Here is a 24,765-nt window from a genome sequence, read left to right as displayed (position 1 = left end):
TTACAGTGGGGCAACGACCCGCAGAAAAGACCGGTTTTGCCATATTCGCACCTCAACAGTGCCTCGAAACTCTGTCAGGGTCATTGTCATAAAAACAAACGTCAAAATTATTCTTCGGGCAGGAGAACACCATGAAAACCGCAACTGCGATCCTTTTGGGGATGCTGTCAGCCACCGCCGCCACGGCAGAGGGCCTGCGCCCGGATCGTCTTTATGTGCCGCTGGCGTCATATCATTACAACCTGACGCCCCCCAATCCCGGCCAGACCAGCTGGAACGAATTCAATCCCGGCCTGATCTTCACCTGGGAAGACCGTTTTGGCACATTGGATTACAGCGTTGGCGCGCTTCTCAACAGTTACGAAGAAGTGTCGCCCATGTTCTCGGTCGGAAAATTCTGGGATGTCAGCGCCAAAGTATCGCTGGGTGCGGTCGCGAGCTTTGTGGATTATGGCGACAACGCACGCCATTTTGACGTTACGCTGGGCGGGTCCAACCTTGCCGTCCTACCCGCCCTGCAAGTGAACTATCGCAACGCATTCATGCAGATCGTGCCCGCGCCGGATTTCAACGGCAACAGCGGCGCCTTGTTTGCCTTTGGCGCGACATTTGCATTGGGAGACTAACGCTCCCCTCCCCCGCTATCCCTGATACAGCCGGCCCCCGCCCCTCCCCACGGGAGGGGTCTTCACCCCCACCAAGGGTCAGGGGCTGCCCAAGCGGACGAACGCCCTCAAAAGCGCAGTGCTTAGTCCGACAACTATTGCGTTTCTTAAAGGATGGCGCACACCAGCGGGTTCGCGTCTGTGATCTTGGCGACCTCGCCTAAATTGTAATAAACGTGCAGAAAAAACTTTTGGTTTTCATGCAAATAGGCGTAACTGTCACACCCATCATTAAGAGAAGCAATGTCTGCTGGCCAAGTTGATCTATCGGGTGTGCCAAGGATTTTAATAATCTGCGTTTCGTTCATACCAATCGCAATGCGGTCGGCAGGGCTGTCCTCTGCGTGATCGGAAACAGGCTCTGTACATGATGACAGCATCGCGCCCAGAACGACGAGAGTACTGGCAAATGCGAGCCTTCGAGCGTCAAAACCCTTGCAAAGGTTACACATCCTTGCCCTGACCCAATGCCCCAATCAGTGCCTGCATATCGTCGGGCAGCTTCGCCTCGAACCGTACGCTTTCGCCTGTTACTGGATGCTCAAAGCCCAGAACGGCAGCGTGCAGCGCCTGACGGGGAAAGGCTTTGACCGCCTCGATACCGGCCAAACCTATGGCCTTTTCGGCGAGCTTGCGACGACCGCCATAGACAGGATCACCGACCAGCCCATGACCGGCATGGGCCATGTGCACGCGGATCTGGTGGGTGCGGCCGGTTTCCAGCCAGCATTCAATCAATGACGCCACAGGTGGTGTGCCAAAAGCCTCGACAATCCGTGAACGCGTGACCGCATGGCGCCCGCCCTGAAACAACACTGCCTGTTTCTGGCGATCCGTCTTGTGGCGGGCGAGATGCGTGGTGATACGCATGATGTTACCGGACTCAAAATTCACGCCCTTCACACCCCGCAAACGCGGATCGTTGGCGTCCGGCACGCCGTAAACCACCGCCTGATAATACCGCTCGACGGTATGCTTTTCGAACTGTGCGGCCAGCCCCTGATGCGCCTTGTCGGATTTGGCGACCACCAACAGGCCCGAGGTTTCCTTGTCGATCCGGTGCACGATCCCCGGACGCTGGACCCCGCCCACACCAGACAGGCTGTCGCCGCAATGATGCAGAAGCGCATTAACCAGCGTGCCATTGGGCGTTCCGGGGGCCGGATGCACCACCATGCCCGCGGGTTTGTTGATGACGATCAGGTCGTCATCCTCATAAACCACCTCCAGCGGGATATCTTCGGGGCCGATATGGGATTCGTCCGCAACCGGCACCGTGATCTCGATCATCGCGCCCTCTGCAACTTTTGCCTTGGGGTTCTCGGCCACGGTGCCATTCACCGTAATACAGCCATCCGCCATCAACTTGGCCAGACGCGTGCGTGAAAGCGTGGCTTCTTCTGGCACATCCCGCGAAAGCGCCTTATCAAGGCGCGCAGGTGGATCAGCGTTGATCTGGAACGACACAAGGGTTGTGGCCATGGAAGAGACTCCTGAACCGGTGGAACCGGCCAATCTACGGTTTTTGCGCCTGCTCGTCACAGGACTGACAGGCATCATGATGGTGGGGCTTGTAGTGGTTGTTGCCCTAATTGTCATCCGCCTGAATGACAATGGTCCGACAATGCCGGAACAGATCACCCTGCCCGATGGTGTCAGTGCAACCGCCATCACAATCGGCCAGGGTTGGTGGGCTGTTGTGACAGATGACCAGCGCATCCTGATCTATGACCAGGTGACCGGCGCGCTTAAGCAATCCCTGCAAATCGACTGATATCTAAAGATAAAGTCACGCCACACTGTGTGATCCCGCCGAAGGGCGGTTTCGCGATCAAACAAGAATGGAGTGAAGTGGTACCACCTCCCCGGCTCGAACGGGGGACCTCCTGATCCACAATCAGGCGCTCTAACCTACTGAGCTAAGGCGGCACTGAGAGGCGATTTAGCCCCCACAGAAGATGAATGCAAGCATCTATTTCGGATTTTTTTCGGATTATTTGTCCGCCGTCGACCCAGTTGTGCAAAACGCGGTGTGCTTGCCAATGACAGCGTTTCACGTTACCGGATTTCTCAACACGAGGAGTACCACCATGGGTATCAACACAGAACGCGAGATCGAAGCCAACCTGCAAATCGGGCCAACCGACAAGGGATTCGTGCGCTTGTTTATCGAAGCCGACGGAATTGAAATTCCAATGGATTTTTCACCCGAGGAAGCAGAAGAGATCGCCGAAGAAATTCTGGCAGCGGTTGCAGGCGCCCGTAACGTTTAAGGCGGACAATCGACTTGCAGAAAACCAGTCAGGGGGCGTTCTTGTATCGGCCCCGCAAAATTTCGGTTTAATCCTCTTCGGGCAACGCCATCAGCTTTGGATCCCGAAACCTGTGCAGGCGCCGCGCCGCGTCTGTTGCAAACTTCTGGATCATCTTTTTGCGCCGCGCCGGTGCCAATTTGTCTTCCGGCCCCATGCGAATGATTTCCGCGTCATAGGCATCCGCCATGATCAATCCCGTCTCGGCCGGCAAAAGTTCGGTTGGAAAGTCGGTATCAACGGCCCAGAAGTACCGGTCACACCACTCCAGGTAACCTTGCCACTTTGAGTCGCTTTGAAAATCGGCACGGCTCGACTTGCATTCGATGACCCACAGTTCCCCTTTGGCGCCCAACGCCATAACGTCGACACGCAATCCACGGTCAGGCACAAATTCCTCAATAGAAACAAAGCCGTGACCACGCAGATGGCGGCATACGCCGCGTGCAAGAAGCTGTCCGGGTTGCAATAGATCTGACATAGGCTCAACGTGAACAATTCATGAACAAAAATCAAGCCTTCCAAAGGATGGATGAAAAGAAATCCTGACATGCTCTTGCCGAACCCTGCGCCACCGCTTACCTAGAACAACGGCGGGTTCTGCCCTTCACGTGTTACGGTTGCATTCCGGTGGCCTTAAATAATTCCGAGGGAGCTGGCTCTGTCCTGGCCCTGGCCTGGTTACCTGGCGCCCACCTGTACATACAGGTCCTCGGGAATGAGATAACCCCACGGCTGCGATTGCGGGCCCGCCACTTCTTCCCCCCCTCTCCGGTTCTGCCAAATCTATGTCGCTTCAATCTTTGCGTTGACATGATACCTTTTTGTATCATATCAAGCGAAACCAATAGGTATCACATCAAGCTTCGAGAGCACCATGTCGCACACCCTTTCCCAGTCCGATACGTCGGTGCAACCCGACTATCACGCCCGCATTTTCGTTCCTGTTTCCGCTGATCTGGCACGACGGGCCATATTCGACCAGATGACAGACTGGTGGAGCCATCGTGTAGACCGCACCAAAGACGGCGCCACGGTTTACTTTGGGAACAGCCATGTGAGGTTTGTTTTTGAAGGCAAAGACCAGCTGCACTGGCGTTGTGTCGATGCACATATGATTATCGACGGTGTTCCGGACACAGAGGAGTGGCAAGGAACGCAGTTGATCTGGTCGATAGAAGAGACACAGGACGGTACGCATATTGCACTAACTCACAAGGGGTTAACCGATCACCTTGCCTGTCACGATGTCTGCTGTCGCGGCTGGCAAACCTACTTTGAAACCAGCCTGAAGGCGCATTTGTCCGGCGGAACCCCTACCCCGGAAACACGCTGATCCCGCGCAAGCACAGGAGCCCACCATGACACCCGACTTGCAACCGGCCTTTCGCGCACTGGCCGACCCCACCCGCCGCGATATCCTGCGACTTCTCGGCGATCGTGACATGACGATCGCAGAAGTTTCGGACCAGTTCGACATGACCCGCGCCGCCGTCAAAAAGCATCTGGTGATGCTGTCTGATGGCGGGTTGATCACGGTGCGCGCAGAAGGACGCGAGCGCATCAACTCATTGAATGCACAGGCCTTGCGGCCTGTGATGGACTGGCTCGGCTGGTTCGACCGCTTCTGGGACACACGCCTGGACGCATTGAAATCTGTCATTGAACAGGAGACCCCAGATGACTGACACGACAATACGCAAATCCGTTTTCCTTGCCGCCCCAAAGTCACGTGTATGGGAGTTCCTGTCCAAAGCCGAACTGTTGGGAAAGTGGTTCCACCCCGCGCAACACGATCTGGTGCAGGGGGAAGATTATGTCCTGACCAGCCAAAAGGACGGCGACAGGATGTGTTGGGGCACCGTCGAAAAGGCCGACCCGACCGATTACATGAAATGGTCTTTCACCGTTGGCCCCCTGAATGGCGCAATGACGACAGTGGAATGGTTCCTCGAAGACACCGCAGGCGGCACACGCCTGTCGCTGGCCCACAGCGGCCTGCCCGAAGGCAGCGATGGGTATGGGCTGGTTATGGCGCTCGACAAAGGCTGGCACGGGTTTCTGGCGAATTTGCACGACATGGACTAATCGTCCAAAACCAACCAATACATACAAAGAAGCCGCCGAAAACCGGCGGCTTTTCACTTCTCTGGAGTGCAGCCTCTAGCGACGCTTGGTTGCTTCGACTTTCACAGGAATCATCTGGCGCGGCATGATAGGCAAATCATCACGCTTGCCCCCACCCGGCGTGTCATCTTTGGCCAGACGCATGATTGTGATGGAAAACTGAACACCTGCGAAAACAATCCCGTTGGACATGAACAGCATGACAACTGCGATTGCGCCGCCCGATGTCGAGGTGACCAGATGCCAAAGGTTGCCGACATTAAAGTACAACAGCAGCCCGACAAATATGGCGGACAGGCCAAAGCCTGCGATGACTTGAGTGATGTAAAGACGGATCAGTTTGGGCATTTGAGATCTCCCTAATCTGACCCCAATGATATGCCGACCTTCGCATATGGCAAGCGCAATCGCAGATTTTTCACGTCCCGCCCCCAAACAATCGCAACACAGCTGCATTACTAAGCTTGCAAACCCCGATCTCGCGCTCATAGGCTGCAAAAAATACCGTGCTGACAAAGGATTGACGACATGGAGCAGGCCAAAACAATCGCATGTGAATTGGTGGATGCGCGCATGCCCGAGGTTTCAAAATGGACCCGTACCATCTGGGACTTTGGTGAAACGGCATGGCGCGAATACAAAAGCTGTGCGTTTTATGTCGATCTGCTGCGCAGCGAGGGCTTTACCGTTGAAGAAGGGTCCGGCGGGATGCCCACTGCGTTCTGCGCCACGTGGGACAACGGAGACGGACCGACAATCGGCGGGTATGCCGAATATGACGGCATTCCGGGCAACTGTCAGGCCGCAGAGCCGGTCAAAAAACCACGGGATGGATTGGGGCCACATGCGGGAGGGCACACCGATCCCCATTCGGCCCTTGGGATGGGGTCACTGGCAGGGTTTCTGGCGACCAAAGCCGCGATGGAACGCTTTAACATTCCCGGTCGGCTGAAGTTCTTCGGTGAGCCTGCCGAAAAGGTGCGCGGCTCAAAGCCCATTCACGCCGCAGCAGGGTATTATGACGATCTTGATGCCGCGCTGTCTTTCCATCCATTCTACATGGCGCCCCTCTGCAATACCGTGCGTTGGGACACCCATTGCGGCGTCGGGTATGGCGTTATCTATGAATTCACCTGCGACAGCCCGGAAACATGGATGGCGGGCGGCACGGACTCACCGATCCCGGCAAGTCATGCCGCCGCGCGCGCACCGGGTGCGACAGATGCGATGGTGATGATGTATCAATCTGCCAAGGCGCTGCGTGAACACGTCATGGCCCCCGGCCAAAGCTGGTCCATGAATGAAACCATCATCAGCCACGGACAGGCTACGGCAGACAACATTCCCGCCCAGATCGCCCAGATCCAGTACTTTATCCGCATTTCCGAAATCGAAGAAGCGGAACATGTCATACGTGGTCTGGATCATTTCGCGGAAAACGCCGCCCGCATGAACCATTGCGCGTGGAAACGGCATTGGGTGGCAAAGTCACGGCCGGGATTGGCCAACCACGCCCTGTCGGCTGCGACCTATGCCAACCTCGAAGCGGTTGGCGCCCCGACGTGGGGGGATGAGGCCAAGGCCTTTGGGCGGGCCATTCAGGCCGAATTGGGCCTCACGCCAATGTACGATCCTTTCCTGCCGATGATTTCCGAACTCACACCACCCGAACAGGCCGAGACCGCCCTGCGACAGATGTTGCCGCCAACCCAAAGGCATTTCACATCTGACGACTATACGGAATTCTGCTGGCATGCGCCGACTGTGCGTCTCTATATCGGACGCCCTGCCCTTGCCGCGCCACAGGGGTTCTCCAATCCCGCATGGGCCATGAACGCCCTTGGCGGCCATTCAGCATGCATTGATCCGATGGTAGAAACCGCAGCCAAAGTCATCGCCATGACAGCATTGGACCTGTTGGGAGACACCGGTGTTCTGGAAGCGGCACAAGCCGAGTTCAAGGACCGTACCGGCGGCGGCATCGGTGGCGAAAGCTGGATCGCGCCTTTGTGTGACTATGAGCCTCCGCTCCAGTTTCGCTGGCCGGAATACGTCACAACAGCGCGCGGCGAAGACTGGGTCATCCCGCGCAACTGACTGAATTTTCAGAGTGTTACAGCCTTCGAGGGGTTTAGAATCCCTCGGGGCGCGCCTCGCGGGCCATGTGATCGAGAACGGCGTTCACAAAACGCCCTTCCTTGCCCTGCGGGAAAAACGCATGGGCCACATCCACGAATTCCGTAATCACCACCTTTGGAGGGGTGTCAGACTGGACCAGCTCGGCACCAGCGGCACGGAACAGGGCCCGCAACGTGGAATCGATACGTCCGATGGGCCATTCTGCCACAAGACCACGATCTGTCATCTGGTCGATCAAAGCCTGATTGTTGACGGCATCGCTGATGAGCTTGGTGAACACGGCCGTGTCCCCTTCGATCATCTCATAGTCGTCAAACTGTTCGCCAAACCGGAAATCCAGAAACTCGACCCGTACCTGGTCAACCGTCTGACCGGTTTGCTCCATTTGATAGAGCGCTTGCACGGCATAAAGCCGAGCGGCGGATTTCATCTTGCGTTTCTGGTTGCCCGAAAGTGTCATGCGGTCGGATTGTCCTTGAGTTCGCCAGCGAGCTTGTATTCTTCGGCATCCGGAACGAATCCGACACCTTTGCGCTGGGCGCTCCACTTACGCGTGAGAGCGACGAGATGCAAGGCCGCGGCAGCCGCCCCGCCCCCTTTGTTTTGATCCGCCGGATCGGCACGCACTTCGGCCTGTTTGCGGTTTTCCACGGTCAGAATGCCGTTTCCAATGCATAGCCCCTGCAACCCCAACAACTGAATTGCGCGGCTCGAGTCATTGCAGACCGTATCGTAATGCGTGGTTTCCCCGCGAATAACACAGCCAAGAGCCACATAGCCGTCAAAGTTGCTCATCCGCTCTGCGATGCCGATAGCCGTTGGAATTTCGAGGGCACCGGGCACTTCCACAACTTCGAAAGAACCGCCTACCGCCTCGATTTCTGCCTTGGCACCAGCCAGCATATTGTCCGCGATGTCCTTGTAGTAAGGCGAAATCACGATGCAGATCTTTACCGGAGCGTCAAATTCCGCACGTGGCATGATATAGTGTTGTTCTGCGCCAGCCATGACTTATTCCTTTGTGATCGGACGGGTGCCGACAATCGACAAGCCGTAAGCGTCGATGCCGAGATACTGGGTCTGGGGGGAATCTGTCAGCAGGATCAATTCCGACAGGCCCATGGACGACAGGATTTGAGAGCCCAAACCGGTGTCCTTGATAATGCGGGGGCGCTCTTCATCGTCGCCAAAGTCGAATTTCGGATGCGGTTCGCGGAACAGCAACACGGCACCACGGCCCTCTTCGGCAATAATGCGCATCGCATCGCTGAATTCGTCCCGAGGTTTAGGTCCAAGACCCAAAACATCCGTCAGTTCGTTCAGCGCATGTGTCCGAACCAAAACGGGTTCGGGCGACGCGATATCCCCTTTGATCAGGGCCATATGCTCGACACCGTGAATTTCATCCGTAAAGATGCGCATTTCCCAGTCACCGCCCACTTCGGCAGTGATGGTATCGCGGCGTGTCTCGCGGATCAGGTTGTCGTGCTTTGTGCGATAGGCGATCAAATCGGAAATCGTACCGATTTTAAGATCGTGCTTTTTGGCGAATTCTACGAGATCTGGCAAACGGGCCATATCTCCGTCGTCTTTCATGATCTCGCAGATCACACCCGAGGGATGCAGCCCGGCAAGGCGCGAGATATCAACTGCGGCCTCGGTATGTCCGGCACGCACCAGAACACCACCCCAGCGCGCACGCAGCGGGAACACATGGCCCGGCGTTGCAATTGCGGCCATTGTGTTCTGTTCGTTGATCGCCGTCGCAATGGTCAGCGCACGGTCACCTGCAGAAATCCCTGTCGAGACCCCTTCGCGGGCTTCAATCGACACCGTAAAGGCGGTTTCGTGACGCGAGGAATTGTGCACCGCCATCATCGGCAGGCCCAGATTGTCGATACGCTCGGCGGTCATTGGCAAACAGATCAATCCACGTCCGTGGGTTGCCATGAAATTGACGGCGGCTGCATCGGCAAATTCTGCCGGAATGACCAGATCACCTTCGTTTTCACGATCCTCGTGATCAACGAGGATATACATGCGTCCCTGACGCGCCTCTTCGATGATCTCTTCGATCGGGCTGATTGCGTCGCGCAGGCCTGCTTCGACAGGGCCGGGAGTTTCAAAAGTCATGCAGCGCGTCCTTTGCCAATAGTCTTGGCATCGCATACCCCAGCCAGCGCCTGATTGCCAGTGCCAGACCCGTCGTTCTTCGGTCTGGACGCGACGGGACTTTGCCCCATAGTGTGCAGGCATATCGAACCGCAAAGGGGCCCGGTCTTATGCGTCTTTCCAGAATGATTTCTGCCGTCGAAGCCCATGCCGAAGGCGAGCCTGGTCGCGTCATCACAGGCGGCATGCCGCATATGCCAGGCAACAGCGTTTTTGAAAAAATGCAATGGATGCAACAGCATGCGGATGATGTGCGCAGATTGATGCTTCAGGAGCCCCGTGGCAATCCGGCTTTGTGCTGTAATGTCATTGTTCCCCCTTGTGATCCTTCTGCGGATGCGGGGTTTATCATCATGGAGCAGATGGAATACCCGCCGATGAGCGGCTCGAACGCGATTTGCGTGACCACTGTGCTTCTGGAAACAGGCATTGTGCCTATGTACGAGCCTGTGACGGAATTGATTCTCGAGGCTCCGGCCGGGTTGATCAAAGTGCGCGCGGATTGTCAGGACGGAAAAGTCACCCGCGTGACGTTTAAGAATGTGCCCGCCTTTGCGATGCATCTGGACGCCGTTATCCAAGTACCCGACCTTGGTGATGTGCGCGTCGACATAGCGTGGGGTGGCATGTTCTTTGTGCTCGCCAATGCGGATGATCTTGGCATCTCGCTTGCGCCCGAAAACGGGCGCGAGATTGTTTTGCGCAGCGAAGCCATTCGCCACGCGGCCGTTGAACAGCTGGGCGTGGTGCATCCCGACAATCCAGAGATCACCGGCCCGACCATAACGAACCTTTGGGGCGCGCCTGTTGCTGCGGGCACGGACGGACGGGGGGCCATAACGATATCAACCGGCCCCTATGATCCGGCTCGCCCGCATGAGGCCAGCGGCATTCTTGACCGGTCCCCTTGCGGAACCGGCACCTGCGCAAAAATGGCCGTTCTCCACGCCAAGGGGCTTTTGCAAACTGGGCAGGATTATGTGAATGCGGGGCCGATGGGCACGACATTCACCGGCCGTATCGTCGAGACCACGCAAGTGGGGCCTTACCCCGCAATTGTACCGACACTTGCCGGTCAGGGGTGGATCTATGGCACCTCGAACTACACGCTGGACCCGTCGGATCCGTTCCAAACGGGCTTCACAATCGGGGATATGTGGTAGCCCCGCGCGCGATCCTAGCTCATTTCCGCAAGCCGCGCGACATAGCGTGCCAGCGTATCAATTTCGAGGTTGATGCGCTGCCCAACAGTGACATCACCCCAAGTGGTTGCGTCTTTGGTGTGGGGAATGAAGTTGATCCCGAATTCGCAATCCGCGACTTCATTCACAGTCAGAGACGTCCCGTTCAGGGCCACAGACCCTTTGGGCGCGATAAAACGCGCCAGTTCTTTTGGTGCGCGCAGTGTCACGCGGGTTGAATCGCCGTCATCCTGCATCGCGACAACTTCGGCGACGCCATCCACATGGCCGGACACGATGTGACCGCCCAGCTCATCCCCGACCTTCAAGGCGCGCTCAAGATTCACGCGACGTCCGACAACCCAGTCCCCAAGGTTCGTTTTCGAAACTGTTTCGGCGCTGATTTCCACGTCATACCAATCGTCGCCCAGCTCGATAACCGTCAAACAGACGCCATCACTGGCAATAGACGCCCCGAGATCAATGCCCGCAGTGTCATATGATGTCTCGATCCGCGCCCGCAGATCACCGCGTTTTTCAAGTTCGCGCACTTTGCCAATGTCGGTGATGATGCCTGTAAACATGGGGGTTCCCTGCTGAATGGTCTGTTGTCCAAAGACCTAATGCCTTTCGCGAACAAGGTGAAGTCAAACTTCTGTCTTCGCAACCTTCAGTGCTGCAAATTGATTTGGCCATTGGCGACACGGCAATGCGCGTAATATGCCTTACTTTTGCCCAACAGAGTTTATAATGTCTCTCAAAGAACTTGTGTATAAAAAGCAGGTCATGATGGCAGTTACGAGCGGACATAAACGGGTTTTCCTGTTCCTACAGGGTCCTCACGGGCCTTTCTTCAAGTCTTTGGGCAAGATGTTGCGCCGTTCGGGTGCAACTGTCTGGAGGGTTGGATTCAACGCGGGTGACCGCGCCTTCTGGAATGAGAAATCCAGCTTTATCCCCTTCATCAAGTCACAGGATGAATGGCCCGATACTTTTTCGGACATCTGTGAGGAAAAGGGTGTCACCGACATCGTCCTTTATGGCGACGTGCGCCCCATCCATGCACATGCGGTAGAGCGCGCCAAAGCAGCAGGTCTGCGTGTGCACGTTTTTGAAGAGGGCTATCTTCGCCCATATTGGGTCACTTACGAACGAGGCGGATCAAACGGAAACTCGCGCCTTATGAACATGACCATCCCCGAGATGGAAAAGGCGCTGGAAGGGGCTGACCTTGATGCGCCCATGCCTCCGGGGCATTGGGGCGATATGCGCCAGCACGTTTTTTATGGCGCCTTGTATCATTGGTTCGTAATGTTCCGGAACGGCACGTTCAAGAATTTCCGCCCCCACCGCGACCTCTCCGTTACCCGTGAATTCCAGCTTTACCTGCGCCGTTTGCTGTTGATGCCCGCGCAGGCCATTGAACGCCGGATCGCCACATTGCGTATCCGCCATGGCGGGTTCCCGTATCATTTGGCTCTGCTGCAACTCGAACATGACAGCAGCTTTCAGGAACACTCGCCCTTTGGCTCGATGACAGAGTTTCTGGATCTGGTTATTTCCAACTTTGCCAATGACGCGCCGCAACATCATCACCTCGTATTCAAAGCGCACCCTCTGGAAGATGGTCGTGTGCCCCTGCGCCGTGAGATTGCGCGCCTTGGCAAGGTTCACGGCATTGAAAACCGCGTTCATTATGTGCGCGGCGGAAAGCTGGCCCAATTGTTGAACGAAGCCCGCACCGCCGTGACGGTCAATTCCACCGCAGGCCAACAGGTGTTGTGGCGTGGCATCCCTCTCAAGGTGTTTGGCAAAGCCGTTTATAACCAGCCCGAATTCGTCAGCGATCAGCCGATTGGCACCTTTTTCGGGGGCGCAAGCCGGCCCGACAATCGGGCCTACAAGATTTTTCGCCGTTTTCTTCTGGAAACCAGTCAGGTGTCTGGCGGGTTTTATTCCGCACGTGGCCGACGCCAGTTGATGCGCCACGTGGTCGATATGATGCTGTCAACCGAAGATCCCTATCAGGCTCTAAAGTCTGGAACAGCGGCGCCAAGGCAACACTTGCGTATTGTGAATTGATCCAAACAAGGTCTAACGCTGGATTTTTAAAATGGATTCCGGTAGGTTGTAAAAAAAAGACCTGAGGCAGAATAATAGGTCGAGGAGACCGAGCAGTGAAATTCAAGGAAAAACGGTGGGCGTATTCCGTCGCCCTTTTGGCCGCGTTGAGTGTTGTTTCCTCGTGCAGCCTTGTACCGCGTGCGGGCCCGAACAAACGCGAAATTTTCGCGGGATCGGTCCAACGGGAAGGGGATGCTTTTGTCGTCGCCGTCAATGACCGCGTCACACGCGCAACCGCAATTGTACCGGCACTGGGCTTTACCGAGAACTTTAAAAATGCAGGGCAGCTTGGCTCGGACACCATCCGCCCCGGTGATGTTTTGTCCCTGACCATTTGGGAAAACGTCGACAAACCGTTGCTTGGCCCTGAAGGTCAGGTTGCTGCGGTTCTGGAAGAGGTTCAGGTCGATGGCGCAGGGTTCATCTTTGTACCTTATGCCGGACGTATTCGCGCAGCCGGCAACACACCGGAATCCATTCGCCGTGTGATTAGCAACAAGCTCGAAGAACAAACGCCCGACCCGCAGGTCGAAGTGCGACGCGTTGCCGGTGACGGCGCCACGGTGTCGCTGGTTGGTTCCATCGGGGCTCAGGGCGTCTATCCGATTGAGCGTCCGACACGGACCCTCTCGGCCATGATGGCGAACGCGGGCGGCGTGACCATTGAACCCGAAATTGCACAAGTCACCGTTTTGCGCGGCAACACAAAAGGTCAGATCTGGCTTCAGGATCTTTATGATGATCCGCGCCTTGATATCGCCTTGCGTGGTGGCGATCGCATTCTGGTCGAAGAAGACACCCGCGCCTTTACAGCCCTTGGCGCAACCGGCACCCAGAGCCGTGTAAACTTTGAAACCAAAGATATGTCCGCAATCGAGGCGATCGCCACCGTCGGTGGCATCAACGCGATGCAGGGTGATCCGACAGGCGTGTTTGTTTTCCGCAACGAAGCCCAAGAGGTGTCCAATCAGGTATTGGGACGCAGCGATCTGCAAGGGGCCCAGCGTATGGTTTATGTGCTGGATCTGACCCAACCCAACGGATTGTTTGTGGCGCGGGACTTTGTGATCCGTGACGGCGATACGCTGTATGTCACCGAAGCGCCGATCACCCAGTGGGACAAGACAATTTCGGCCATCACCGGCACACTTACCTCTGCTGATACGATTGGCTCGCTTGGCGGCTTCTAATATGGTGCCAAACACATATGAAACAAATGCCGCCGGGGACACGTCCCGGCGGCTTTTTGCATTCAACGGTGGTTTTTTCACGCAAGGCCGCCTGCGCCGTATCATCGAACTGGCCGGATACGAGTTGAAGTTCGGCAAGCCCTCGCCAGACGATGCCATTGCTGTTTGGGGCCAAAGCCCGACGTCAGGCCGTGGCGAGGCCGTGTCTGACTGGACCGGTGCCGATATCACCTATTTCGAGGATGCTTTTTTGCGGTCGGTGCAGCCGGGTCGCATCGCAAACCAGCCGCCCATCGGTTTGTTCGTCGACACCAAGGCCCCGCATTTCGACCCCACCTGCCCGTCTGACCTTGAAACCCTGCTGGCGACCGAGCCGCTGGACGACAGCGCCCTGTTGAACCGCGCGCGGGGCTGTATTGAACGGCTGAAAGAAGCGCATCTCAGCAAGTATTCAGGCAACGATCCAACCCTGACGCCGCCAGAACCCGGTTACGTTCTGGTCATCGACCAAACACGCGGCGATGCCTCTGTAACGGCCAGTCAGGCCAACGACGCCACCTTTCGTGAGATGCTGGTTTTCGCTCAGGAAGAGCATCCGGGGTGCCGGGTTTTGATCAAGACCCACCCCGAAACCAACGGTGGTGCACGCGAGGGCTATTTCGGGCCCGACGATGAAACCGCGCGCGTGTCCTTAGTGACGGATAACTACAGTCCATGGGCGCTGTTTGAAGGGGCTGTTGGTGTCTACACCGTATCATCCCAGATGGGGTTCGAAGCGATCTTTGCCGGTCACAAGCCGCGCACATTTGGACAGCCCTTCTATTCGGGCTGGGGATTGACCCAGGATGAACGCCCTGTTCCGCGCCGACAACGCATCCTGACACGCGCCCAGCTGTTTGCGGCGTCCATGATCCTCTATCCGGTGTGGTATGACCCCCACCGCGACCGGTTGTGTGATCTTGAAGATGCCATCAGCGCGCTTGAAGCGGAAACGCGGGCTTGGCGCGAAGACCGCCACGGCTGGAACGCCCATCACATGCGTCTTTGGAAACGCAAGCCGCTGCAAAAAATATTTGGCCGCGTCCAACCGATGAGCTTTGACAAACCGGATGACGAGCGCCGTCAGATGGTCTGGGGTTTGAACGACGCGCCCACCGGATCGATACACGTCGAAGACGGGTTCCTGCGGTCACGCGGTTTGGGCGCGGAACTTGTCCCGCCGCTCTCTCTGGTTTGCGATGATTTGGGCATTTACTATGATCCCACCAAAGAAAGCCGTCTGGAACACCTGGTTACCAAACGCAGCACTCTGCGCCCGGATCAGCAGCACCGTGCAGAACGGCTGATCGCGTCACTGCGCGGCAAGGGTATCAGCAAATACAATCTGTTAGGTGATATCCCACCCCTGCCCGAAGGCCGGCGCATTCTTGTTCCCGGACAGGTCGAGGACGATGCATCGATCCAGAAAGGCGCAGGGGACATCCGCACCAACCAAGACCTGCTGCGTGCTGTACGACAGGCAAACCCTGATGCGATACTCATCTACAAACCCCACCCTGATGTCCTCGCCGGTTTGCGCAAAGGTCATGTTGAAAGCCCCGAAGACCATGCAGACATCATTCTGAAACAGGCCGATATGGCTGCTCTTCTCGAGCAGGTGAACGAGGTTTGGACAATCACATCCGGCACCGGCTTTGAGGCGCTGATGCGCGACTGCAAGGTCGTCACCTATGGAACCCCCTTCTATGCGGGCTGGGGTTTGACGGTTGATCTGGGGCGTGTCCCCGCGCGCCGTCAGGCAGAGCCTTCCTTGGCGGGGTTGGTCCATGCCACGTTGATTGATTATCCGCGATACCACGACCCCGTAACGGACACCCCGTGTTCGGTCGAGATTGCCGTCAAACGCTTGTCCAGCGGAGAAATCCCGCATCCGGGGTACATCAACCGGATGGTCTCAAAACTTCAGGGCCTGTTGTCATCCTACAGTCACCTGTGGCGATAATCGGCCCACTACGAATTTAACGCCGCCAAACAGCCATGAGGTCTGCACCAACACGTTGGTGGGACATCAGCTTGAGGCGCGGGGCTTGTGCGAGATGATTAAGGCCCATTGCGCCGATTGCCGGATACCCTTCTGCACCAATCGCGAGACCAGCCTCGAAGGTGATCAATTCGTCGACCATATCCGCCGCCAGCAAAGAAGCTGCCAAAGCACCGCCCCCTTCGCAGAACACGCGCGTCAGCCCTTGGGCGCCAAGTGCTTTTAGCACCGACACCACCGACAGATGTCCACCATCAGAGTCACAGGGCAAAAGCGTTGCACCGATACCTTTCCAGCTTTCGACAAGCATCGGATCGGCATCATGGCCGTGGGCAATCCAGACCGGCACCTCGTTTGCGGTACGGGCCAGCGTGCTCATCAACGGCAAATCAAGACGACGCGAGACAACAACGCGAATGGGCTGATGCGATGTGCCGATCCCGCGCACGGTCAAAGAGGGATCATCTGCCCGGGCGGTGCCTCCGCCGACCATAACGGCATCGTGGCGCGCCCGCATGGCGTGCACCATCCGTCGGGCGTCAGGGCCGGTGATCCATTGGCTTTCACCGGTCGATGTCGCAATGCGCCCATCCAGAGAATTGGCCAGCTTCAGTGTCAGAAACGGGCGACCCTGTTCCGTTTTGAGAAAGAACCCTTGGAGATCATAAGCCGCCTGATCCGCAAGCAGCCCAGTTTCAACCTCGATACCTGCCTCGCGCAGCATCGCAAATCCCTGTCCAGACACACGTGCGTCGCTGTCTTCAATCGCGGCGACCACCTTGGCCACTCCGGCATTAATCAAAGCTTGGGAACAGGGTGGCGTTTTGCCGTGATGGGCGCAAGGCTCTAACGTGACATAGGCCGTCGCACCGCGCGCCGCGCGCCCTGCTTGCGCGAGGGCCTCGGTTTCGGCGTGCGGTCGCCCACCGGGTTTGGTCCAGCCACGCCCGACAATCCGGCCTTCGTTTACAAGAACACATCCCACAGATGGATTGGGCCAGGTCCGTCCCTGACCGCGCCGCCCCAATTGCAGGGCCAGCGCCATATACCGTTGATCCGACAGGGCTTATTCTTCCGTTGCAGAGTCCGGGCGCAATTCCGAAACAAATTTGTCGAAATCATCCGCCGCCTGAAAGTTTTTATACACACTGGCAAAGCGCACATAGGCCACGGTATCGATGCGGGCCAAGGCTTCCATGACGATCTCGCCGATCGTCTTGGACGGGATATCGGTTTCGCCCATGCTTTCCAGCCGTCGCACGATACCAGAGATCATCTGGTCAATGCGTTCCGGCTCGACCGGACGTTTCTGCATCGAAATCCGGATGGAACGTTCCAGCTTGTCTCGGTCGAAATCCTCGCGGCGTCCGTTGGTCTTTACAACAACCAGATCACGCAACTGTACGCGTTCGTATGTTGTGAACCGCCCACCGCAAGCCGGACAAAACCGGCGACGGCGGATCGAAACATGATCCTCAGCTGGCCGAGAATCCTTTACCTGTGTATCGATGTTTCCGCAAAACGGGCAGCGCATGGTCTCTCCCTCGTGTGTATTGTGCGCCCCTTGGGGGAGCGCGAGACTTATCCACAGGCACTATAGGGAACCTACTATCATTTGGGTAGAGTAGAAATGCGCCCCCTACATGATGACTTTCTCCCGTAAAGGGGAAAGAAATCCTGCATTCCCCCTGTTGCAGGACAACATTAAAGCCCATCTAGGAGTCAAGAAAGACCCTCCAAACCTTTCTATTCATGCACCCAGATGCGCCGTCACACCTCTCGTGTGCGGCGCATTTCTGTGTTCAAACAGGTAAATGCCCTGCCACGTCCCCAGAACAGGCCGCCCGCCGGACACCGGAATAGACAGTGACACCGGCATCATGGCCGCCTTGATATGGGCAGGCATGTCATCCGGCCCCTCATAGGTGTGGGTCAAATACCGCATCTGCGGATCAGTAGTAGGTGGCACCAGCCGGTGAAAGAAATTGCGCAGGTCCGTTTGAACCTCCGGGTCGGCATTTTCCTGAATAAGAAGACTGCACGACGTGTGACGCACAAAAAGCGTTAACAACGCCTGATCCACTCCGGCGCCCAGAACCCAACGGGTTACATCGGATGTGAATTCATAAAGGCCTTGGCCACGGGTCGGGATCGAAAACTCTGTTTGCATATGCCCGACCTAAACGATCCCGTGCGCCCGGTCAAAGCGCAAACCCGATGGTTTAACCGTTGGGGAAGATGTCAGATACCTTCCGTTTCAATCCAGTTGGCAATGGCTTGTCCGATGTCCTGACCAGAGTCTTCTTGAATGAAATGGCTGCCCTTGACCGTGACTTCGCTCTGGTTGGGCCATGTCCGGCAGAACGCCCGCACCTTGCCGACCAAAATAGCACCAGGTTCTGCGTTAACAAACAGCTTTGGCACCGGGCTTGTCACAAGCCAGTCACTGTAGGATTGAACAATGTCCACAACATCCGCAGGCGTCCCCGCAATCGGGATTTGTCTTGGCCAAGTCAACGTCGGCCAGCGATCTTCGCGGTTCAAAAAAGGCCGCCTGTATTCTGCCATTTCCGCGTCTTCCAGCGGGCGCAGGATTGAACCCGGCAACACGCGTTCGATAAACATATTCTTGTCCAGAACCATGCCTTCGCCAGCGTCGCTTCGAAACCCTTGAAAGACGGGTGTGGCTTGAGGGCTGAAATCGTCCCAACTGGGAACCGGTTGAACAATCCCTTCCATATAGGCGATGCCCGCGATGGCCTCACCATGTCTGTTGGCCCAATCAAACCCCAAGGCAGAGCCCCAGTCGTGAATGACCAGCACAACATCCTCGGACAGCCCCATCGCCTCAAGAAATCCTTCGACAAAGGATTGATGGGTTTTGAAAGTATAGGTGTCAGGGCCGGGATCAGGCAGTTTCTCACTGTCGCCCATCCCGATCAAATCCGGCGCAATACAGCGGCCCATGCCCGCAAGTTCCGGCATCACATGCCGCCACAGATAGGACGACGTCGGATTGCCATGCAGGAACACAATCGGGCGTCCCTGCCCCATTTCGACATAGGCCATTTGGCGGCCTAACACTTCGATGTATTTCTTCTCCATAACGCTCTCCTCCCGAAACGCAGTCCACAGATGCTAACGCCGGTCTGTCGAATGCCCTAACGGGAACGTCGCGTCAGAGATCAGAAAAGAACGTTGGCGCCGCAGAAACTCTGCGAGTGGCTGACAGAGAGGTTATAGCCGATCTTGGTAATCGACACCGAATACCCGCCCGCAGAATTGGCCGCTTCGAGAACTTCGGGCGACGGGTCGACGGTAAAGCCGACCCCATAGGAATTCGCCTGCGTCTGCGAACGCCCCTCTGGATTGATGATATACATTCGGGTGTTGCCTCTGACACGCAGACGGTCACGGGCAAATTTCGCCGCCTCACACCAGTAACGCTGGTTTCCGGCCCCCGGCCCCTCGACCACTTCGAAATTGCCGTTGCCCGGAAGGGCGTTCACGCGCCAAGGGACATAGCCGAACTGGGCAGTTGCCGCACCAGCGACAAAACTGCCAATGAAAAATGTTGCCAACAAAAACCGCTTACTCATCGCAACCCCACCAGTTTCATTTGTTTCTATTTAGGAGGGCGTATTCCCGTTGTCCAATGGAAGCACCACTTCCTTTGCGTTTTCAGGTCGATTTCCATCAATAAGTATTAACTTAGAGAAGTTAGTCCTCACATCAAATGAACCTACGAACTGCGAAAATGCTGCTTTAGGTAATCCGACTGAGAAGGCGCTTCCAACCGCAAGCCAATATTCTTGATAGTGACCAGCAAATTTCTCAAGCTTTTTTTCTTTTCTCAAAACCGCATGCTGGCATTGACTCAGCAGGTCTTCGACTAACCAACCAGCCATATGATCACCCGTCACCCCACCTTGCAAAAAGGGTCGGCAACGTTTGCCACCCACAAAAATATCTACTTCAACATCCTTACACAATTCATGATTTCTAACTTCCCGAATACCCTCATCTGCACATCTATTCAAAAACGTTTTCAGGGCGTTTAGAATAGGTTTTTTGCCTCTCTGGTCCGGCATTGAGAAAAAGTGTACATCCACATACCGAGTACGTTCGTAGTGAACCATCTTAACGCCTTCAATGACGTTCTTCACACTCTGCGTTAGAGAAGGCAAATCCGTGTCAGGGCTATTATGTGCCCCGTCACTCGGAGGAGCTACTAACAAGGTTACTTCAACGGCAATTCGCCCATTTACAGAGAAGTCCGGAAATTTCCCCACCCCCTGTGGCTGTTCGATAACTTCACCTAACTTGAGCGACTCTAGGTATGACTTTGTGTGCCGCTCAAGTTTATCTTGTGGACGTTCTATTTCCGTCACTGATCGAGGAAACTGCGCAACTTGCGGCTGCGGCTGGGGTGTTTCAGCTTTCGCAGCGCCTTGGCTTCAATCTGGCGGATCCGCTCGCGGGTCACGCTAAACTGTTGGCCCACTTCTTCCAGCGTGTGGTCGGTGTTCATGCCGATACCAAAACGCATCCGCAGGACACGCTCTTCACGCGGCGTAAGCGACGCCAGAACGCGGGTGGTGGTTTCCTTGAGGTTTTCCTGAATGGCGCTGTCGAGTGGCAGCACGGCATTCTTGTCCTCGATGAAATCACCCAGTTGCGAGTCTTCTTCGTCACCGATTGGCGTCTCGAGCGAGATCGGCTCTTTGGCGATTTTCATCACCTTGCGGACCTTCTCGAGCGGCATTTGCAGCTTTTCGGCCAGTTCTTCCGGCGTTGGTTCGCGACCGATCTCGTGCAGCATCTGGCGTCCGGTCCGGACCAGTTTGTTGATGGTCTCAATCATGTGGACAGGAATACGGATTGTCCGCGCCTGATCCGCAATCGAACGGGTGATCGCCTGACGGATCCACCATGTCGCATAGGTCGAGAATTTATAGCCGCGACGGTATTCGAACTTGTCCACCGCCTTCATCAGGCCGATGTTACCTTCCTGAATAAGATCAAGGAATTGCAGGCCACGGTTGGTGTATTTCTTGGCGATCGAGATCACCAGACGCAGGTTGGCCTCGACCATTTCCTTTTTCGCCTGACGGGCTTCTTTTTCGCCTTTTTGAACCTGTTGCACGATGCGGCGGAATTCAGAGATATCCAGACCAACATAGGTGCCGACCTGCGCCATATCTGCGCGCAGTTCTTCAACCTTGTCTGTCGAGCGTTCCATGAACATCTGCCAGCCGCGACCCGGTTTTTGAGACATGTCTTCCAACCAGGTCGGATCAAGTTCGCGACCACGGTAGGCTTCGATAAACTCGCGACGGTTGATCCGCGCCTGATCCGCCAGCTTCACCATGGCCGAGTCGATCTGCATGACGCGGCGGTTGATGCCGTACAGCTGGTCGATCAAGGCTTCGATCCGGTTGTTGTGCAGGTGCAGTTCATTCACCAGCTCAACGATTTCCGAACGCAGCTTCTGATAGCTGGTTTCTTCCTTGTCAGAAAACGTGTCGTCTTCGTTCAGGGTGGCCGAGATCCGCACGTCCTGCATGTCTGACAACAGGGCATAGTCGCGCGCGATAAGGTCGAGAGTTTCCAGAACGCGAGGCTTCAGCGCCGCTTCCATCGCGGCCAGCGACATGTTGGCCTGCTCGTCTTCATCGTCGTCATCGTCTTTGGCGATCGGGTTGCCATCAGCGTCCAGCTCGGGTCCGGTGTCTTCCTTTTTCGGGGCGGCGTTGACGTTGGAGGTATCTACAACGGGTGCCTCTTCCTCTTCGTCCTCGCCCATCGTGTTGCCGAAGGTCGTTTCAAGATCGATCACGTCACGCAACAGAATGTCTTCTGACAAAAGTTCGTCGCGCCAGATCGTGATCGCCTGGAATGTCAGCGGGCTTTCGCAGAGGCCCGCAATCATTGTGTTGCGGCCTGCTTCGATCCGCTTGGCGATGGCGATCTCGCCTTCACGGCTCAAAAGTTCGACAGAGCCCATCTCGCGCAGGTACATGCGAACGGGGTCATCGGTACGGTCCAGCTTTTCTGCTGTGCCCGAGCCGAGCGCCACGTCACGTGTATTCGACGATGTATCTACAAGAGCAGTATTCTTCTGCTCTTCTTCTTCGGCTTCTTCATCTTCGATGATGTTGATGCCCATTTCCGACAGCATAGACATAACGTCTTCAATCTGTTCGGAACTCACCTGATCGGGGGGCAGAACCTGGTTCAGCTGATCGTAGGTGATATAGCCCTTCTCCCGCGCCTCAGCGATCATCTTTTTGACGGCGGCCTGGCTCATATCGAGAGAGATTTCGGCGTCCTGATCGGCGGGCTTGCGGTCGTCGGTGTCTTTGGCGGCCATGCGGTGCTCCTGCAACAAGGGCTGTGGGTGATTCGCTTGTAGACGAATCAATCGTGAGACCGACTGATTCGCAACCCGTTTACCCTGATTCCTTTACTTCTTCATCACCATGTTGCCGAAACGTGGTCATTCCGGCTGTTTGGTGAGTCCGATTCGTTTCATTAACGCGTCGAGTGCGGCACGTTCTTCTTTGTCGATCGAGGCCCCGTTCGGGCCCAGTTCATATTCGGCACTGTCTTCCTGTCGGCTTTGAAGCGCTCGGTTTCTGGCCTGTGCGGCTTCTCCAAGTCTCCAGGTGACAGCTTCATCAGCTACCCCGAGAAGATCCTCTTCGGCCTCGGCGATTTCGGCGCTCAATCCGCGCTCGGTTTTCATTTTGGCCAGTTCTTCGGTCAGGGTCAGGCGCGCCATTTCTTTATCGTCCGGATGACGAATGGCGGGTGCTATGGCCACATGGGGATGGCGCAGAAGGTTTTCAACGGCTTCATGGCCCAAAGCGTGCTCAACGGCGGCACGGGGATCGGGACTGTTGGCATAACGCAACAAAACATCGCGCAAGCGGGCGTTGCGCTCATCAAAACAGTCCATGCTTTCGATTTCGTAATCAAAATCATCGAGCAACTCTGGCGAAGTCAAAACCACAGCCAAGACTACGGCTTCTCTCAGACGATGTTCAATCGCATGGTCAGACGCCGCCAACATGGACGCCTTGGTTTGCGAGTTGGCTACAGGTTTGGGTTGCCACTTGCTGTTAAAACCGCCCCGCTTGTCGCCACCACGTTGCGGGCGGAACAGCTGCCAGCGCAGTTCCTTTATCGCCTCACCGTAGTGCTGGCGGATTGACGGATCCTGGATCAACTTGATCTTCTGCTTTAACGCCTTGTCCAGCGCGGCTCTGCGTTCGGGGCTGTCGAACACCTTGCCCTCGGTCTCGCGTTGCCACAACAGATCCACCATCGGAATGGCAGCATCCAAAACCTTTTGAACGGCCCCTGCCCCTTTGGCGCGGATCAGATCATCAGGGTCTTGGCCGTCGGGCATCAGCGCAAACCGCAAGGATTTGCCAGCCTCCAGAAGAGGCAACGTAAGATCAATCAACCGCATCGCAGCGCGCAGACCCGCAGTGTCACCATCCAGGGCAATGATCGGTTCGGGTGATATACGCCATAACAGCTGAAGCTGGTTTTCGGTGATCGCGGTTCCCAACGGGGCAACACAGGCCCCGAAACCGCCTTCGGCCAGCGCGATCACATCCATATAGCCTTCGGCTACGACAAGAGGCTGGCCTTTTCCTGCGAACTCGCGTGCAGGGGCGTGATTATAAAGGCTGCGTCCCTTGTCGAACAATTCCGTTTCGGGGCTGTTCAGGTATTTGGCGTTGTCATTGGGGTCCATTGCCCGACCGCCAAACGCGATGCAGCGCCCTCGCGCATCACGGATCGGAAACATAATCCGGTTGCGAAACGTATCGTAAGGCTTTTTGCCTTTGTTCGAGGCCTTGGCCAGACCGCATCCGAGGATCAGGTCTTGCGACACCCCCTTGGCTGTGAGGTGATCCCAAAGGCCCTGCCAGCCATCCGGAGCAAAGCCGATCTCCCACCGGTCACGTGCCTGTTCGTTCAGCCCGCGCCGATCAAGATACTCTCGCGAGGCCGCCCCTGCCCCTGTCTTGAGTTGAAGGCGGAAGAACTGCGCCGCCTGCTCCATCACATCGGAAAGCTGCGTGCGTTTGTCTGCTTTTTTCTGGGCTTGCGGATCACGTGCCGGCATCGGCATGCCCGCTTCACCTGCAAGAATTTCGATCGCTTCCATGAAGCTGACGTTTTCGGTTTCCTGCACGAATTTTATGGCATCGCCCTTGGCATGACAGCCAAAGCAATAGTAGTACCCTTTCCTGTCATCCACATGAAAAGATGCAGTTTTTTCTTGGTGGAACGGGCAAGGAGACCACATATCGCCTTTGCCTTGGTTGGACTTGCGTTCATCCCACAGAACTTTGCGCCCCACCACCTGTGTCAGGCTGGTGCGGGTGCGTAACTCATCCAAGAATCCGGGTGGTAGGCTCATTCACGTAATATGGGGCGCAGCCGGTCAACTGTCCAGACGACTTACTGTGTCAGACAGGCCTTGTAGAAGTCGTCAGAAACAAAGTTTTTCGCGTCTTTGCGTGGTTGACCATAAATCCACTCGGACCATTGCGTCACAGCCACGGTGTAATTCTCGGGAACGGCATTTTCGCCTTCCATGAGATCTTTCACGGCTTTGCTTTTGCTGACGCGATCCAGACGCATTTCGACCAGTCGTTCGATGATATCCGTATTGATCTGACAGAACTCTTCTTTCTTGGCATCAGCAGCAACAGGGCCTGCCAGCATCGCAGCAGCCAGAACGAAGGGAATAAATCGGGTCATGGGTCTCTCCGGATTGGTAACGGCTTCCAA

Annotated in this window: 27 protein-coding genes and 1 tRNA gene; 11 read left to right on the top strand and 17 right to left on the bottom strand. The window is 56.2% G+C overall.

Annotation, left to right across the window (positions count from 1 at the left end; translation table 11 throughout):
- Positions 1 to 131: 131 nt before the first annotated feature.
- Complete coding sequence (locus tag PH7735_RS07095; protein WP_058310567.1) at positions 132 to 626, top strand: hypothetical protein; 495 nt, start codon at positions 132 to 134, stop codon at positions 624 to 626.
- A 483-nt stretch (positions 627 to 1,109) separates the two neighbouring features.
- Here PH7735_RS07095 and PH7735_RS07085 read toward each other — a convergent pair whose 3' ends face one another.
- Positions 1,110 to 2,147, bottom strand: coding sequence for an RluA family pseudouridine synthase (locus PH7735_RS07085; RefSeq protein WP_058310565.1), 1,038 nt, complete (start codon positions 2,145 to 2,147; stop codon positions 1,110 to 1,112).
- Here PH7735_RS07085 and PH7735_RS07080 point away from each other — a divergent pair.
- On the top strand, positions 2,146 to 2,439 hold the full coding sequence (locus PH7735_RS07080) for a DUF6476 family protein (RefSeq protein WP_058310564.1): 294 nt from the start codon (positions 2,146 to 2,148) through the stop codon (positions 2,437 to 2,439). The genes PH7735_RS07085 and PH7735_RS07080 overlap by 2 nt on opposite strands.
- A gap of 78 nt (positions 2,440 to 2,517) precedes the next feature.
- Here the strand turns inward: PH7735_RS07080 and PH7735_RS07075 are convergent.
- A tRNA-His gene (locus PH7735_RS07075) sits at positions 2,518 to 2,594 on the bottom strand.
- A gap of 161 nt (positions 2,595 to 2,755) precedes the next feature.
- Here PH7735_RS07075 and PH7735_RS07070 point away from each other — a divergent pair.
- Entirely contained in the window at positions 2,756 to 2,938 is a 183-nt protein-coding gene (locus PH7735_RS07070; RefSeq protein WP_058311186.1) for a DUF6324 family protein, read from the top strand.
- A gap of 67 nt (positions 2,939 to 3,005) precedes the next feature.
- Here PH7735_RS07070 and PH7735_RS07065 read toward each other — a convergent pair whose 3' ends face one another.
- Entirely contained in the window at positions 3,006 to 3,458 is a 453-nt protein-coding gene (locus tag PH7735_RS07065) for an MmcB family DNA repair protein (RefSeq protein ID WP_058310563.1), read from the bottom strand.
- A gap of 396 nt (positions 3,459 to 3,854) precedes the next feature.
- On the opposite strand from PH7735_RS07065, the gene PH7735_RS07060 reads away from it, so the two are divergent.
- The 3 genes from PH7735_RS07060 to PH7735_RS07050 are packed head-to-tail and all read left to right on the top strand — an operon-like array spanning position 3,855 to position 5,065.
- Positions 3,855 to 4,313 (top strand): SRPBCC domain-containing protein, encoded by a 459-nt coding sequence (locus tag PH7735_RS07060; protein ID WP_058310562.1) that lies wholly within the window; start codon positions 3,855 to 3,857, stop codon positions 4,311 to 4,313.
- A 25-nt stretch (positions 4,314 to 4,338) separates the two neighbouring features.
- Entirely contained in the window at positions 4,339 to 4,665 is a 327-nt protein-coding gene (locus tag PH7735_RS07055) for a metalloregulator ArsR/SmtB family transcription factor (RefSeq protein ID WP_058310561.1), read from the top strand.
- Positions 4,658 to 5,065, top strand: a complete 408-nt coding sequence (locus tag PH7735_RS07050; protein WP_058310560.1) for an SRPBCC family protein — start codon at positions 4,658 to 4,660, stop codon at positions 5,063 to 5,065. The genes PH7735_RS07055 and PH7735_RS07050 overlap by 8 nt, the downstream gene beginning before the upstream one ends.
- A gap of 75 nt (positions 5,066 to 5,140) precedes the next feature.
- Here PH7735_RS07050 and PH7735_RS07045 read toward each other — a convergent pair whose 3' ends face one another.
- Positions 5,141 to 5,452: a hypothetical protein gene (locus PH7735_RS07045; protein WP_058310559.1), complete on the bottom strand. Its 312-nt coding sequence runs from the start codon at positions 5,450 to 5,452 to the stop codon at positions 5,141 to 5,143.
- 180 nt (positions 5,453 to 5,632) lie between these two features.
- Between PH7735_RS07045 and PH7735_RS07040 the strand changes: the two genes are divergently transcribed.
- The gene (locus tag PH7735_RS07040) at positions 5,633 to 7,201 is read left to right on the top strand and encodes a zinc-binding metallopeptidase family protein (protein WP_058310558.1); all 1,569 of its coding nucleotides are present in this window, start codon (positions 5,633 to 5,635) and stop codon (positions 7,199 to 7,201) included.
- 34 nt (positions 7,202 to 7,235) lie between these two features.
- Here PH7735_RS07040 and nusB read toward each other — a convergent pair whose 3' ends face one another.
- Genes nusB through ribB form a run of 3 tightly spaced genes read right to left on the bottom strand, consistent with a single transcriptional unit; the run spans position 7,236 to position 9,376 of the window.
- On the bottom strand, positions 7,236 to 7,703 hold the full coding sequence (nusB, locus tag PH7735_RS07035; protein WP_058310557.1) for a transcription antitermination factor NusB: 468 nt from the start codon (positions 7,701 to 7,703) through the stop codon (positions 7,236 to 7,238).
- On the bottom strand, positions 7,700 to 8,251 hold the full coding sequence (locus PH7735_RS07030; protein ID WP_058310556.1) for a 6,7-dimethyl-8-ribityllumazine synthase: 552 nt from the start codon (positions 8,249 to 8,251) through the stop codon (positions 7,700 to 7,702). The genes nusB and PH7735_RS07030 overlap by 4 nt, the downstream gene beginning before the upstream one ends.
- A gap of 3 nt (positions 8,252 to 8,254) precedes the next feature.
- Positions 8,255 to 9,376: a 3,4-dihydroxy-2-butanone-4-phosphate synthase gene (ribB, locus tag PH7735_RS07025; RefSeq protein WP_058310555.1), complete on the bottom strand. Its 1,122-nt coding sequence runs from the start codon at positions 9,374 to 9,376 to the stop codon at positions 8,255 to 8,257.
- 149 nt (positions 9,377 to 9,525) lie between these two features.
- Between ribB and PH7735_RS07020 the strand changes: the two genes are divergently transcribed.
- Positions 9,526 to 10,578, top strand: a complete 1,053-nt coding sequence (locus PH7735_RS07020; RefSeq protein WP_058310554.1) for a proline racemase family protein — start codon at positions 9,526 to 9,528, stop codon at positions 10,576 to 10,578.
- 14 nt (positions 10,579 to 10,592) lie between these two features.
- Here the strand turns inward: PH7735_RS07020 and PH7735_RS07015 are convergent, their stop codons facing one another.
- Entirely contained in the window at positions 10,593 to 11,180 is a 588-nt protein-coding gene (locus PH7735_RS07015; RefSeq protein WP_058310553.1) for a riboflavin synthase, read from the bottom strand.
- A gap of 205 nt (positions 11,181 to 11,385) precedes the next feature.
- On the opposite strand from PH7735_RS07015, the gene PH7735_RS07010 reads away from it, so the two are divergent.
- From PH7735_RS07010 to PH7735_RS07000, 3 genes are all read left to right on the top strand, one after another.
- The gene (locus tag PH7735_RS07010) at positions 11,386 to 12,678 is read left to right on the top strand and encodes a capsule polysaccharide biogenesis protein (RefSeq protein ID WP_058311185.1); all 1,293 of its coding nucleotides are present in this window, start codon (positions 11,386 to 11,388) and stop codon (positions 12,676 to 12,678) included.
- 95 nt (positions 12,679 to 12,773) lie between these two features.
- On the top strand, positions 12,774 to 13,910 hold the full coding sequence (locus tag PH7735_RS07005) for a polysaccharide biosynthesis/export family protein (RefSeq protein ID WP_199534976.1): 1,137 nt from the start codon (positions 12,774 to 12,776) through the stop codon (positions 13,908 to 13,910).
- A gap of 1 nt (position 13,911) precedes the next feature.
- Entirely contained in the window at positions 13,912 to 15,912 is a 2,001-nt protein-coding gene (locus PH7735_RS07000; RefSeq protein ID WP_058310552.1) for a capsule polysaccharide biogenesis protein, read from the top strand.
- A 16-nt stretch (positions 15,913 to 15,928) separates the two neighbouring features.
- On the opposite strand, the gene ribD is transcribed toward PH7735_RS07000, so the two are convergent.
- The 9 genes from ribD to PH7735_RS06955 form a co-directional block, all read right to left on the bottom strand.
- The gene (ribD, locus tag PH7735_RS06995) at positions 15,929 to 16,996 is read right to left on the bottom strand and encodes a bifunctional diaminohydroxyphosphoribosylaminopyrimidine deaminase/5-amino-6-(5-phosphoribosylamino)uracil reductase RibD (protein ID WP_058310551.1); all 1,068 of its coding nucleotides are present in this window, start codon (positions 16,994 to 16,996) and stop codon (positions 15,929 to 15,931) included.
- Between the two features lie 21 nt (positions 16,997 to 17,017).
- Positions 17,018 to 17,485, bottom strand: coding sequence for a transcriptional regulator NrdR (gene nrdR, locus PH7735_RS06990; RefSeq protein WP_058310550.1), 468 nt, complete (start codon positions 17,483 to 17,485; stop codon positions 17,018 to 17,020).
- A gap of 216 nt (positions 17,486 to 17,701) precedes the next feature.
- Positions 17,702 to 18,121: a secondary thiamine-phosphate synthase enzyme YjbQ gene (locus PH7735_RS06985; RefSeq protein ID WP_058310549.1), complete on the bottom strand. Its 420-nt coding sequence runs from the start codon at positions 18,119 to 18,121 to the stop codon at positions 17,702 to 17,704.
- A gap of 71 nt (positions 18,122 to 18,192) precedes the next feature.
- Positions 18,193 to 19,086 carry a haloalkane dehalogenase gene (locus PH7735_RS06980; RefSeq protein WP_267885805.1) on the bottom strand — a complete coding sequence of 298 codons (894 nt, stop codon included), beginning with the start codon at positions 19,084 to 19,086 and terminating at the stop codon, positions 18,193 to 18,195.
- 50 nt (positions 19,087 to 19,136) lie between these two features.
- The gene (locus PH7735_RS06975; RefSeq protein WP_058310547.1) at positions 19,137 to 19,550 is read right to left on the bottom strand and encodes a hypothetical protein; all 414 of its coding nucleotides are present in this window, start codon (positions 19,548 to 19,550) and stop codon (positions 19,137 to 19,139) included.
- A 30-nt stretch (positions 19,551 to 19,580) separates the two neighbouring features.
- Entirely contained in the window at positions 19,581 to 20,342 is a 762-nt protein-coding gene (locus PH7735_RS06970; RefSeq protein WP_058310546.1) for a hypothetical protein, read from the bottom strand.
- Positions 20,339 to 22,324: an RNA polymerase sigma factor RpoD gene (rpoD, locus tag PH7735_RS06965; RefSeq protein ID WP_058310545.1), complete on the bottom strand. Its 1,986-nt coding sequence runs from the start codon at positions 22,322 to 22,324 to the stop codon at positions 20,339 to 20,341. The genes PH7735_RS06970 and rpoD overlap by 4 nt, the downstream gene beginning before the upstream one ends.
- 126 nt (positions 22,325 to 22,450) lie before the next feature.
- A complete protein-coding gene (gene dnaG / locus PH7735_RS06960) occupies positions 22,451 to 24,391 on the bottom strand; it encodes a DNA primase (RefSeq protein ID WP_058310544.1) in 1,941 nt (646 codons plus the stop codon).
- Positions 24,392 to 24,432: 41 nt separating this feature from the next.
- Positions 24,433 to 24,735, bottom strand: a complete 303-nt coding sequence (locus PH7735_RS06955; RefSeq protein WP_058310543.1) for a hypothetical protein — start codon at positions 24,733 to 24,735, stop codon at positions 24,433 to 24,435.
- Between the last annotated feature and the right edge of the window lie 30 nt (positions 24,736 to 24,765).

This window comes from Shimia thalassica, from assembly GCF_001458215.1.
Classification (GTDB): Bacteria; Pseudomonadota; Alphaproteobacteria; order Rhodobacterales; family Rhodobacteraceae; genus Shimia; species Shimia thalassica.
Note: the sequence above shows the minus strand (reverse complement) of the source record. Positions and strands in the feature narration are given on the sequence as shown.

Excerpts from the sequence above, each read along its gene's own strand:
- PH7735_RS07095 (WP_058310567.1), top strand. The coding sequence starts at position 132 with ATGAAAACCGCAACTGCGATCCTTTTGGGGATGCTGTCAGCCACCGCC.
- PH7735_RS07080 (WP_058310564.1), top strand. The coding sequence starts at position 2,146 with ATGGAAGAGACTCCTGAACCGGTGGAACCGGCCAATCTACGGTTTTTG.
- PH7735_RS07085 (WP_058310565.1), bottom strand. The coding sequence starts at position 2,147 with ATGGCCACAACCCTTGTGTCGTTCCAGATCAACGCTGATCCACCTGCG.
- PH7735_RS07070 (WP_058311186.1), top strand. The coding sequence starts at position 2,756 with ATGGGTATCAACACAGAACGCGAGATCGAAGCCAACCTGCAAATCGGG.
- PH7735_RS07065 (WP_058310563.1), bottom strand. The coding sequence starts at position 3,458 with ATGTCAGATCTATTGCAACCCGGACAGCTTCTTGCACGCGGCGTATGC.
- PH7735_RS07060 (WP_058310562.1), top strand. The coding sequence starts at position 3,855 with ATGTCGCACACCCTTTCCCAGTCCGATACGTCGGTGCAACCCGACTAT.
- PH7735_RS07055 (WP_058310561.1), top strand. The coding sequence starts at position 4,339 with ATGACACCCGACTTGCAACCGGCCTTTCGCGCACTGGCCGACCCCACC.
- PH7735_RS07050 (WP_058310560.1), top strand. The coding sequence starts at position 4,658 with ATGACTGACACGACAATACGCAAATCCGTTTTCCTTGCCGCCCCAAAG.
- PH7735_RS07045 (WP_058310559.1), bottom strand. The coding sequence starts at position 5,452 with ATGCCCAAACTGATCCGTCTTTACATCACTCAAGTCATCGCAGGCTTT.
- PH7735_RS07040 (WP_058310558.1), top strand. The coding sequence starts at position 5,633 with ATGGAGCAGGCCAAAACAATCGCATGTGAATTGGTGGATGCGCGCATG.
- nusB (WP_058310557.1), bottom strand. The coding sequence starts at position 7,703 with ATGACACTTTCGGGCAACCAGAAACGCAAGATGAAATCCGCCGCTCGG.
- PH7735_RS07030 (WP_058310556.1), bottom strand. The coding sequence starts at position 8,251 with ATGGCTGGCGCAGAACAACACTATATCATGCCACGTGCGGAATTTGAC.
- ribB (WP_058310555.1), bottom strand. The coding sequence starts at position 9,376 with ATGACTTTTGAAACTCCCGGCCCTGTCGAAGCAGGCCTGCGCGACGCA.
- PH7735_RS07020 (WP_058310554.1), top strand. The coding sequence starts at position 9,526 with ATGCGTCTTTCCAGAATGATTTCTGCCGTCGAAGCCCATGCCGAAGGC.
- PH7735_RS07015 (WP_058310553.1), bottom strand. The coding sequence starts at position 11,180 with ATGTTTACAGGCATCATCACCGACATTGGCAAAGTGCGCGAACTTGAA.
- PH7735_RS07010 (WP_058311185.1), top strand. The coding sequence starts at position 11,386 with ATGGCAGTTACGAGCGGACATAAACGGGTTTTCCTGTTCCTACAGGGT.
- PH7735_RS07000 (WP_058310552.1), top strand. The coding sequence starts at position 13,912 with ATGGTGCCAAACACATATGAAACAAATGCCGCCGGGGACACGTCCCGG.
- ribD (WP_058310551.1), bottom strand. The coding sequence starts at position 16,996 with ATGGCGCTGGCCCTGCAATTGGGGCGGCGCGGTCAGGGACGGACCTGG.
- nrdR (WP_058310550.1), bottom strand. The coding sequence starts at position 17,485 with ATGCGCTGCCCGTTTTGCGGAAACATCGATACACAGGTAAAGGATTCT.
- PH7735_RS06985 (WP_058310549.1), bottom strand. The coding sequence starts at position 18,121 with ATGCAAACAGAGTTTTCGATCCCGACCCGTGGCCAAGGCCTTTATGAA.
- PH7735_RS06975 (WP_058310547.1), bottom strand. The coding sequence starts at position 19,550 with ATGAGTAAGCGGTTTTTGTTGGCAACATTTTTCATTGGCAGTTTTGTC.
- rpoD (WP_058310545.1), bottom strand. The coding sequence starts at position 22,324 with ATGGCCGCCAAAGACACCGACGACCGCAAGCCCGCCGATCAGGACGCC.
- dnaG (WP_058310544.1), bottom strand. The coding sequence starts at position 24,391 with ATGAGCCTACCACCCGGATTCTTGGATGAGTTACGCACCCGCACCAGC.
- PH7735_RS06955 (WP_058310543.1), bottom strand. The coding sequence starts at position 24,735 with ATGACCCGATTTATTCCCTTCGTTCTGGCTGCTGCGATGCTGGCAGGC.